This is a genomic window from Streptomyces sp. H27-C3 (genome assembly GCF_030063415.1).
Taxonomy (GTDB): Bacteria; Actinomycetota; Actinomycetes; order Streptomycetales; family Streptomycetaceae; genus Streptomyces.
Genome location: NZ_JASITA010000001.1, coordinates 71,597 through 81,813, shown reverse-complemented (window position 1 = coordinate 81,813; position 10,217 = coordinate 71,597). Strand labels below are relative to the sequence as shown.

The following is a 10,217-nucleotide window of genomic DNA, read 5'->3' as shown; positions in this document are numbered from 1 at the left end:
CTGACACTTCTTGGCGGGTGAACGAGACATGCAGAACGAAGCGAACACAGAGAACGCACAGAACGAGCAGAAACTGCTGGACTACCTCAAGCGTGTGACGGCGGATCTCAAGCAGACCCGGCGCCGGTTGCACGAGGTGGAGGCCAAGAACCAGGAGCCGATCGCCATCGTGGCGATGAGCTGCCGCTATCCGGGGCAGGTGGACAGCCCCGAAGCACTATGGCAGCTGGTCGAGGGTGGCGCGGACGCCGTCACCGGCTTCCCCACCAACCGTGGCTGGGACCTCGACGCGCTGTACGACCCCGACCCGGGCGTGCCCGGCAAGTGCTACACCCGAGAGGGCGGGTTCCTGCACGAAGCCGGTCGGTTCGACCCCGGCTTCTTCGGGATGTCCCCCCGCGAGGCCCTGGCCACCGACCCGCAGCAGCGGCTGCTCCTGGAGGTCGCCTGGGAGGCCTTCGAACGCGCCGGGATCGCCCCCACCTCCGTCAAGGGCTCCCGGACCGGCGTGTTCGTCGGCCTCGCCTACCAGGGGTACGCAGGCAGCGGCGACACCCGGGAAGAGCTGGAGGGCTTCCTGCTCACCGGCACCGCTCCCAGCGTCGCCTCGGGCCGGGTGTCGTACACGTTCGGTCTCGAAGGCCCCTCGCTGACCGTCGACACCGCGTGCTCCTCCTCTCTGGTGGCCCTGCACCTGGCGGTGCAGGCACTGCGGCAGGGCGAGTGCTCGATGGCGCTGGCCGGCGGTGCCGCCATCATGGCCGCCACCGGCATGTTCACCGAGTTCAGCCGCCAGCAGGGCCTCGCCGTCGACGGCCGCTGCAAGTCCTTCGCCGCCGAAGCCGACGGAACCGGCTGGGGCGAGGGCGTCGGCATGCTGCTGGTGGAGCGGCTGTCCGACGCCCGCCGCAACGGCCACCCGGTCCTGGCGGTCGTCCGGGGCAGTGCCGTCAACCAGGACGGCGCGTCCAACGGCCTCACCGCCCCCAACGGCCCCGCCCAGCAGCGCGTCATCGAACAAGCCCTGGCCGGCGCCGGGTTGTCCCCGGCCGATGTGGATGTGGTGGAGGCGCACGGTACGGGTACGCGGCTGGGTGACCCGATCGAGGCGCAGGCGCTGCTGGCGACGTACGGGCAGGACCGGCCGGAAGGCCGGCCGCTGTGGCTCGGCTCGCTCAAGTCCAACATCGGGCACACACAGGCGGCTGCCGGCGTGGGCGGGATCATCAAGATGGTCGAGGCGATGCGGCACGGCGTCCTCCCCAAGACCCTGCACGCCGATGAGGCGTCCCCGCACGTCGACTGGTCGTCCGGCGCCGTACGTCTCCTCACCGAGCCCAGGGCCTGGACGGAGAACGGCCGTCTGCGCCGGGCCGCCGTCTCTTCCTTCGGCGTGAGCGGGACCAACGCCCACACCATCATCGAGCAGGCGCCGGCGGTCCCCGACGCCGAAGAGGATCTCGCAGGGCAGCACGCGACCGATCCGGCCGCCGGGCCTCTGCCCGTCGCCTGGACCCTCTCGGGCCGTAACAGCGCGGCCTTGCGCGAACAGGCGGAGCGACTGCTGACGCACGTCCTCGGCCTCGGTGATGTCACTGCGGTGGACGTGGCCCATTCCCTGGCCACGTCGCGGGCCGTGCTGGAACACCGGGCCGCTGTGGTCGGAATAGACCTGCACGAACTCGTCGCCGGCCTGAAGACGGTGGCCGAGGGAAAGTCCGCCGCACAGGTGGTCGAGGGGGTGAGCGGCCGTGATGGCGGGACCGCGTTCTTGTTCTCGGGGCAGGGGAGTCAGCGGTTGGGGATGGGGCGTGAGCTGTATGGGTCGTTCCCGGTGTTCGCGGATGTGTTTGATGCGGTGTGTGCGCATGTGGACGGGTATCTGGAGCGTCCGTTGCGGGATGTCGTCTTCGGTGAGGACGCGGAGCTGTTGAACCAGACGGGGTATGCGCAGCCGGCGTTGTTCGCGGTTGAGGTGGCGTTGTTCCGGTTGGTGGAGTCGTGGGGTGTGCGGCCGGACTTCCTGGCGGGTCATTCGGTGGGTGAGTTCGCGGCGGCTCATGTGGCGGGCGTGCTCTCGCTGGAAGATGCGGCGGCTCTGGTGGCTGCGCGTGGCCGGCTGATGCAGGCGCTCCCTGGTGGGGGAGTGATGGTCGCGGTGCAGGCTTCGGAGGATGAGGTGCGGGCGCTACTGGCCGGACTCGAAGACCGTGCGGGCATCGCCGCAGTCAACGGGCCGTCATCGGTGGTGGTTTCGGGTGCCGAGGACGCGGTGGCGGCGGTGGTGGAGAAGCTGTCGGCTGACGGCCGTAAGACCAAGGCTCTGTCCGTCTCCCACGCGTTCCACTCGCCTCTCATGGACGCGATGCTGGCCGATTTCCGGGCCGTCGTGGAGAGTGCTTCCTTCGAAGCCCCGAGGCTGCCGATCGTCTCCACCCTCACCGGTCGTCTGGTGTCGGCGGCAGAGTTCTGCTCCGCGGACTACTGGGTGCGCCATGTCCGTGAGGCGGTCCGCTTCGCGGACGCGGTCAACTCCCTTGCGGGCGAAGGGGTCGGTACGTTCCTGGAGGTCGGCCCGGGCGGTGTCCTGACCGCCATGACTCAGGCCGTTCTCGATGGTCCCGTCGTCATCCCCGCGCTGCGTGCCGACCGCGCCGAGGACGTAGCGGTCACCACCGCCCTCGCCCAGCTCCACGTCCACGGCACGGCCGTCGACTGGACGGCCGTCTTCGCCGGGCGCGGCGCACGACGCGTCGACCTGCCCACCTACGCCTTCCAACGCGAGCACTACTGGCTCGAAGCGGCCGCCCCCATCGGCGGCCGGCGATCCACGGTCGAGGACTGGCAGTACGGCATCACGTGGAAGCAGTTGAGCGATCCGGCGGCCGAGGCCGACGCCGCGGCCGTGACCGCCGACGGGCACTGGCTGCTGGTGCTGCCCGCCGACGGGCCGGACAACACCGCTGGACACATCGCGGCCGGACTCCGGGACGCACTCCTCACACGTGGTGCGCGCACCACCTGCCTGACCGTCGACGGCGCCGAGGACCGGGACGCGCTCGCCGCCCGGCTCCGTACGGCCACGGCCGGCACTGCCGCGCGCACCGTCGTCTCGTTGCTCGCCCTGGACGAGCGCCCCCTGGCGGGCCTGGCCGCCCTGACCGGCGGCGTCGCCGGCACCCTGACCCTGATCCAGGCGCTGGGCGACGCGGGGGTCGAGGCACCGCTGTGGTGCGCCACGCGCGGCGCGGTGTCGACATCGCCGGACGACGACGCGGTGACGGCCCCCGGTCAGGCGCAGATCTGGGGACTCGGCCGAGTGGCCGCACTGGAGCACCCGGGCCGGTGGGGCGGCCTCGTGGACCTGCCGCAGGAGTGCGACGAACCGGTACTGGCCCGGCTGGTCGGCGTACTGACCGCCGACGGCCCGGAGGACCAGCTCGCCGTACGCGCGGGTGGTGTGCTCGTCCGGCGGCTCGCTCACGCCACCGCGGCCGAGGTGCGGTCGATCGCGCAATGGCGCCCGCGGGGCACCGTCCTGGTCACCGGCGGGACCGGCGCGCTCGGCGGACATGTCGCCCGGCTGCTCGCCGGCCGAGGCGCCGGGCGCCTCGTCCTGACCAGCCGCCGGGGTCCCGCAGCCGAGGGCGCCGACGAGCTGCGCGCCGAGCTGGAGGCGCTGGGCGCCCGGGTGACGTTCGCCGCCTGCGACGTGGCGGACCGGGACGCGCTGGCCCGGCTGCTCGCGGACACGGTGGCCACGGCGGGCGCGGACTGCCCGCTCACCGCCGTGGTGCACACGGCGGGCGTGGACACCCCGGCGCTGCTGGCCGACACCGATCCGGCCGCCTTCGCTGCCGTCCTGGCCGCGAAGGCGGCGGGCGCGGTCCACCTCGACGAACTCCTGGGCGAACTCCCCGCCGGACACGAGCTGGACGCGTTCGTGCTCTTCTCGTCCATCGCCGGGGTGTGGGGCGGGGGCGGCCAGGCCGCGTACAGCGCCGCCAACGCCCATCTCGACGCGCTCGCCGCCGCCCGCCGGGCGCGCGGCCTGCCGGCCACCGCCCTGGCGTGGGGGCCCTGGGCCGACTCCGGCATGGCCGGCACCTCCGAGGTCGCCGACAGCCTGCGGCGGCGCGGCCTCGAACCGCTGGCGGCGGAGTCCGCGATCAAGGCGCTGGACCGGGCGGTCGGGCGGGGCGCGACCGCGGTGACCATCGCGGACGTGGACTGGGCGCGCTTCGCCCCGACCTTCACCGTGGGCCGGCCCAGCCCGTTCCTGGGCGAGCTGCCGGAAGTCCGGGAGGCCACCGCCGCGCCGTCCGGGCGGTCCGACGAGGCGGCCGACACCGCCACGGCCCTGCGCCGAGCCCTCGCCCAGGCGGACCCGGCCGAGCGGGACCGTACGCTCATGGAACTCGTACGGGCCGAGGCCGCGGCCGTGCTCGGACACCCGGGTCCCGAGGCCGTCGAGCCCGGGCGGGCCTTCCGTGACCTGGGCTTCGACTCGCTGACGGCCGTCGAGCTGCGCAACCGGCTGATCCGGGCCACCGGCCTGGCGCTGCCCACGACCCTGGTGTTCGACTACCCGTCCGTGCTCGACCTGGCGGGCTGGCTGCTCGTCGAACTGCTGGGCACCGGCGACGAGTCCGAGGCCGCGGGCGCGCGGCTCCGGGCGGACGACGAGCCGATCGCGATCGTCGCGATGAGCTGCCGCTACCCGGGCGGCGTCAGCTCGCCGGAGGAGTTGTGGCGGCTCGTGGAGGAGGGCACGGACGCGATGTCGGTGTTCCCGGACAACCGAGGCTGGGACCTGGACACGCTCTACCACCCGGACCCCGATCACCCGGGCACGACCTACGCGCGGGCCGGCGGATTCCTGTACGACCTGGCCAACTTCGACGCCGCGTTCTTCGGTATCTCGCCACGCGAGGCAACGGCCATGGACCCACAGCAGCGGCTGCTCCTGGAGACCTCCTGGGAGGCGTTCGAACGGGCCGGCATCGACCCGGCGACCGTGCGCGGCAGCCGCACCGGGGTGTTCGTCGGCTCCGGATACCAGGACTACATCCGGCGCGGCCTCGCCGTCCCCGAAGGCGTCGAGGGCTATCTGGGCACCGGCAACGCCGCCAGTGTGGCCTCCGGGCGCATCGCCTACACCCTCGGTCTCGAAGGGCCGGCCGTGACGGTGGACACGGCGTGCTCGTCCTCGCTGGTCGCCCTGCACCTGGCGGCCCAGGCCCTGCGCCAGGGCGAGTGCGACCTGGCGCTGGCGGGCGGTGTCACCGTGATGTCCAGCTCAGGTGCGTTCGTCGAGTTCAGCCGGCAGCGCGCGCTCGCCGCCGACGGCCGCTGCAAGGCGTACTCCGCCGACGCCGACGGCACCGGATGGGGCGAGGGCGTCGGCATGCTGCTGGTGGAGCGGCTGTCCGACGCCCGCCGCAACGGCCATCAGGTGCTGGCGGTCGTCCGGGGCAGTGCCGTCAACCAGGACGGCGCGTCCAACGGCCTCACCGCGCCCAGCGGCCGGGCCCAGCAGCTCGTGATCCGGCAGGCGCTTGCCAACGCCGGGCTGTCCGCCGCTGATGTCGACGTGGTCGAGGGACACGGCACGGGCACCCGGCTCGGCGACCCCATCGAGGCCTCGGCGCTGCTGGCGACGTACGGCCAGGACCGGTCCGGGGACCGGCCACTGTGGCTGGGCTCGTTGAAGTCCAACATCGGGCACACCCAGGCCGCCGCCGGAGCGGGCGGCATCATCAAGATGGTGCAGGCACTGCGGCACGGCGTACTCCCCAAGACCCTGCATGCCGAGCAGCCGACCCCGCACGTCGACTGGAGCGCCGGCGCCGTCCGGCTGCTGACCGAGCCCGTCGCCTGGGGTGCGGCCGACCGTCCCCGCCGGGCCGGGGTGTCGTCCTTCGGGATGAGCGGCACCAACGCCCACGTCATCATCGAAGAGGCGCCGCGCACCGATTCCGGCGCCGACGGTCCCGCGCGGGACCCGGAGCAGGAGCCGGAGGCCGCCCCCGCACAGCAGCCGTTCACGTCGGCGGCCACAGCGCTGCTGCTGTCGGCCCGGACCGGGGCGGCCGTGGAGGAGCAGGCAGACCGCATGGCCGCGCTCCTGCGCGAGGGCCGGACCCGCCCGTGGGACGTCGGGTACGCGCTCGCCACCACCCGCACCCTGTTCGACGAGCGCGCCGTGGTGGTCGGCGAAGACCGCGAAGAGCTGATCGCGGCCCTCGACGCGCTCGCGTCCGGCGGCTCCCACGAGCTCGCGGTCCGCGGCTCGGCCGGGGCCCCCGCCCAGCCGGTGTTCGTCTTCCCCGGCCAGGGCTCCCAGTGGGCGGGCATGGCCGTCGAACTCCTCGACACGTCGGCCGTCTTCAAGGAGTGGATCACCGCGTGCGGCGAGGCACTGGACCCGTACGTGGACTGGTCGCTTGAGGACGTACTGCGGGGTACGGACGGCGCCCCGCGGCTGGAAGGCCCAGACGTGATCCAGCCCGTGCTGTGGGCGGTAATGGTGGCGCTCGCCGAACTGTGGGGCTCGTGCGGAGTGCGCCCCGCCGCTGTCGTCGGCCACTCGCAGGGCGAGATCGCGGCGGCCGTGGTCGCCGGGGCACTGACCCTGTCGGACGGTGCCCGGCTCGTGGCGCGCCGCAGCGCCCTGCTCGCCCGGCTGTCAGGGCGGGGCGGCATGGTCTCGGTACCGCAGTCGGAGGCCGAGGTCACCGAGCGCCTCACCCGCTGGCAGGGCCGGCTGAGCGTGGCCGCCGTCAACGGGCCGCGCACCGTGGTCGTCTCCGGCGACCTGGACGCGCTGGCCGAACTCCTCGACGCCTGCGCGGCCGACGGCGTACGGGCCAAGCGCGTCCGGGTGGACATCGCCTCGCATTGCGCCCAGGTCGAGGCCGTACGGGACGAGCTGGCCGCGGAACTCGCCACGCTCGCGCCGAGCGCGCCGAAGACACCGTTCTGCTCGACGGTGACGGGCGAACCGCTCGACACCGCGCCGGACGCCGCGTACTGGTACCGCAACCTGCGCCAGACCGTGCGTTTCGAGCAGGCCACCCGGCGCCTGCTGGCCGACGGACACCGGGTCTTCATCGAGATCAGCCCGCACCCGGTGCTGGTGTACGGCCTCCAGGACACCGTCGACGACGCGCGTACGGACGGTCCAGCGGCGGCCGTCGTACCGACGCTGACCCGCAACGCGGGAGGCGCCCGGCGCTTCCTCGCCTCCCTGGGCGAGGCGCACGCGCACGGTGTCCCGGTCGACTGGAACGCGGTGTTCGGGGGCCGCACCGGCGCGCCGGCCGAGCTGCCGACGTACCCCTTCCAGCGGCAGCGGTACTGGCTCGACACGCCGCAGCCGGCGGCCAGCACCACCCCGGCGGCAGAGTCCGCCGTGGACGCCGAGTTCTGGGCGGCCGTGGAACGCGAGGACCTGGCCGCGCTCGCCGAGGGGCTGCGGATCGACGAGGACGCCACCCTGCGCTCCGCGCTCCCAGCGCTGAACGCCTGGCACCGGGGCCGCCGCGACGAGGCCGCCACGGAATCCTGGCGCTACCGGATCAGCTGGAAGCCGGTGCCCGACGCTGCGCCGCCCTCCCTGCCCGGGGTCTGGCTCGCGGTCGTCCCGCGCGACCGGCCCGACGACCCGGCGGTGGAGCTGGCGCTGGACTCCCTCGCCGCGCACGGCGCCGAGATCGTACGGCTGGAGGTGGCGGGCGACGAGGACCGGCGCACCCTCGCCGACACGCTGCGCGAGGCGGGCCGTGGCGTACGCGGAGTACTGTCCCTGCTCGCCCTCGATGAGCGGGCCCACCCGGAGCACCCCGTAGTGCCGCTAGGCCTCACCACGGCCCTGCTCCTCGTACAGGCGCTCGGTGACGCGGACGTCGACGCACCCCTGTGGTGCGTGACCCGGGGCGCGGTGTCCACCGGGCCCGCCGACCCCGTCCACGCCGTTCGCCAGGCGCCGGTGTGGGCACTGGGCCGGGTCGCGGCTCTGGAGCACCCGGCCCGGTGGGGCGGCCTCATTGACCTGCCCGCCGGCGTACGGGCCACCGACGGGCGGATCGGGCGCCGGCTGGCCGCGGCGCTGTCCGGAGGCACCGCAGAGGACCAGCTCGCGGTCCGCGCCGAAGGCAGCTACGCCCGAAGGATGCTCCGCGCCACCGGCGGCGGCGCCCCCGCCGGGCCCGGCTGGCAGCCGCGCGGCACCGTCCTGGTGACCGGCGGCACCGGCTTCATCGGCGGCAGGGTCGCACGCTGGCTCGCGGCCGACGGCGCCGAACACCTGGTACTGACCAGCCGCCGGGGCCCCGCCGCCGAGGGCGCCGGGGAACTGCGCGCCGAACTGGAGTCGCTGGGCGCCCGCGTGACGATCGCAGCCTGCGACCTGGCCGACCGGGAGGCGGTGGCCGGACTCCTGGACTCACTCGCCGGCCTGCCGCCGCTGAGCGCCGTCGTGCACGCCGCCGGCGTCGGCACGCCCGCCATGCTCGCGGACACCACCGTGGCCGACTTCGCCGCCGTACTGGGCGCCAAGGCGGCGGGCGCGGCCCACCTGGACGAACTGCTCGCCGACCGCGAACTGGACGCCTTCGTCCTGTTCTCCTCCGGCGCCGCCGCCTGGGGTAGCGGCGCGCAGTCCGCGTACGCGGCGGCGAACGCCTTCGTGGACGCCCTCGCCGAGGACCGGCGGGCGCGCGGGCTGCCCGCCACCTCCATCGCCTGGGGCGCCTGGGGCGGTGGCGGCATGGTCGACCGGGCGGCCGAGGAGCGGCTGCGGCTGCGCGGTCTCGACCCGATGGACCCCGCCCTCGGTGTGCTGGCCCTACGGCGCGCGGTCGAGCAGGGCGACACCTCGGTGATCGTGGCCGACGTGGACTGGACGCGTTTCCTGCCCGGCTTCACCGCGGCCCGGCCCAGTCCGCTGATCGGTGGCCTGCCCGAGGTGCGGCGCCTGCTGGCCGCCGAGGAGACCGGCCCGGGCGACCCGGCCGACGGCGAGCCTCTCCTGGTACGCAGGCTGGCCGGGCTGACCGGGGCCGAACACGAGGCGGCGGTACTGGAGTTCGTACGGTCCGAGGCCGCGGCCGTGCTCGGCCATCCGTCCGAGGACGCGGTGCGGGACCGGCACGTCTTCCTGGAGCTCGGCTTCGACTCGCTCACCGCCGTCCAGCTCGCCAAGCGGCTGGGCCGGGCCACCGGCCTCAAGCTGACCAGCACCCTGGTCTTCGACCACCCCACCCCCGTCGCGGTGACCGCGCGGCTCGTCGCCCTGCTGGCAGAGGTGCCCGGTGGCGGCTCCCGCCCGGCCGCACCGGCCGAGCAGGACGACCTCCTCGTCGGCCTCTACCGTCGGGCCGGCGAACTCGGCCGGCTCGTCGAGGGCATCGAGATGGTCACGGCCGCCGCGCGGTTGCGGCCGGCCTTCGACGCGGCGTCCGCCGCCGCGCACCGATCGGCCCCGGTCCGGCTGGCGCAGGGCGAGGAAGGGCCCCATCTGGTCTGCTTCGGCCCGTACATGGCGCCCTCAGGGGTGCACCAGTACGCCCGGTTCGCGGCCGCGTTCGACGGCCGGCGCACCGTCTGGGGGCTGCCCGAGCCGGGCTTCGGCCCGGGCGAATCGCTGCCGCAGGACGTCGACGCCCTCGTGGAGGTACACGTCAGGGCCGTCACCGAGTGCGCGGGCGAGGAACCGGTGGTGCTCGTCGGCTACTCCTCCGGCGGCTGGGTCGCGCACGCCGTGGCCTGCCGGCTGGAGGAACTGGGCCGGCCCGTCGAAGGCATCGTGATGCTCGACAGCTTCACCCGCGAGCACGGCATGGCCGACCGGTTCCAGTCGGCGGTGGTGCGCGAGCAGTCGGAGCGCTTCGACTTCATCTCCGCGCCCGGCACCCAACTCACCGCGATGGGCGGCTACCTCGGCATCTTCGCGGACTGGGACGCTCCCGTGGCCAAGGCGCCCACCCTGGTGGTCCGCGCGGACGACTGGATGGCCGGCGACGAAGCCGGGTCCGACGACCGGCCGCCGGCCCCCGAACACGCCGAGACGGTCACCGAAGTGCCCGGAAACCACTACACGCTGATGGAGCGGTACGCGCGGTCCACGGCGACCGCCGTCGACGAGTGGGTCCGCAAGCTGCCCTGAACATCGCCCAGTTCCCGTCCTCCCGCCTCCCGAAAGAAAGTGATCACTT

1 protein-coding gene is annotated in these 10,217 nt (G+C 74.1%); it reads left to right on the top strand.

The window, feature by feature from the left end; translation table 11 throughout:
* The first annotated feature begins 28 nt into the window (after positions 1-28).
* Positions 29-10,168: a type I polyketide synthase gene (locus tag QMK30_RS00380; protein ID WP_283515058.1), complete on the top strand. Its 10,140-nt coding sequence runs from the start codon at positions 29-31 to the stop codon at positions 10,166-10,168.
* Positions 10,169-10,217: the final 49 nt, after the last annotated feature.

Excerpts from the sequence above, each read along its gene's own strand:
- QMK30_RS00380 (WP_283515058.1), top strand. The coding sequence starts at position 29 with ATGCAGAACGAAGCGAACACAGAGAACGCACAGAACGAGCAGAAACTG.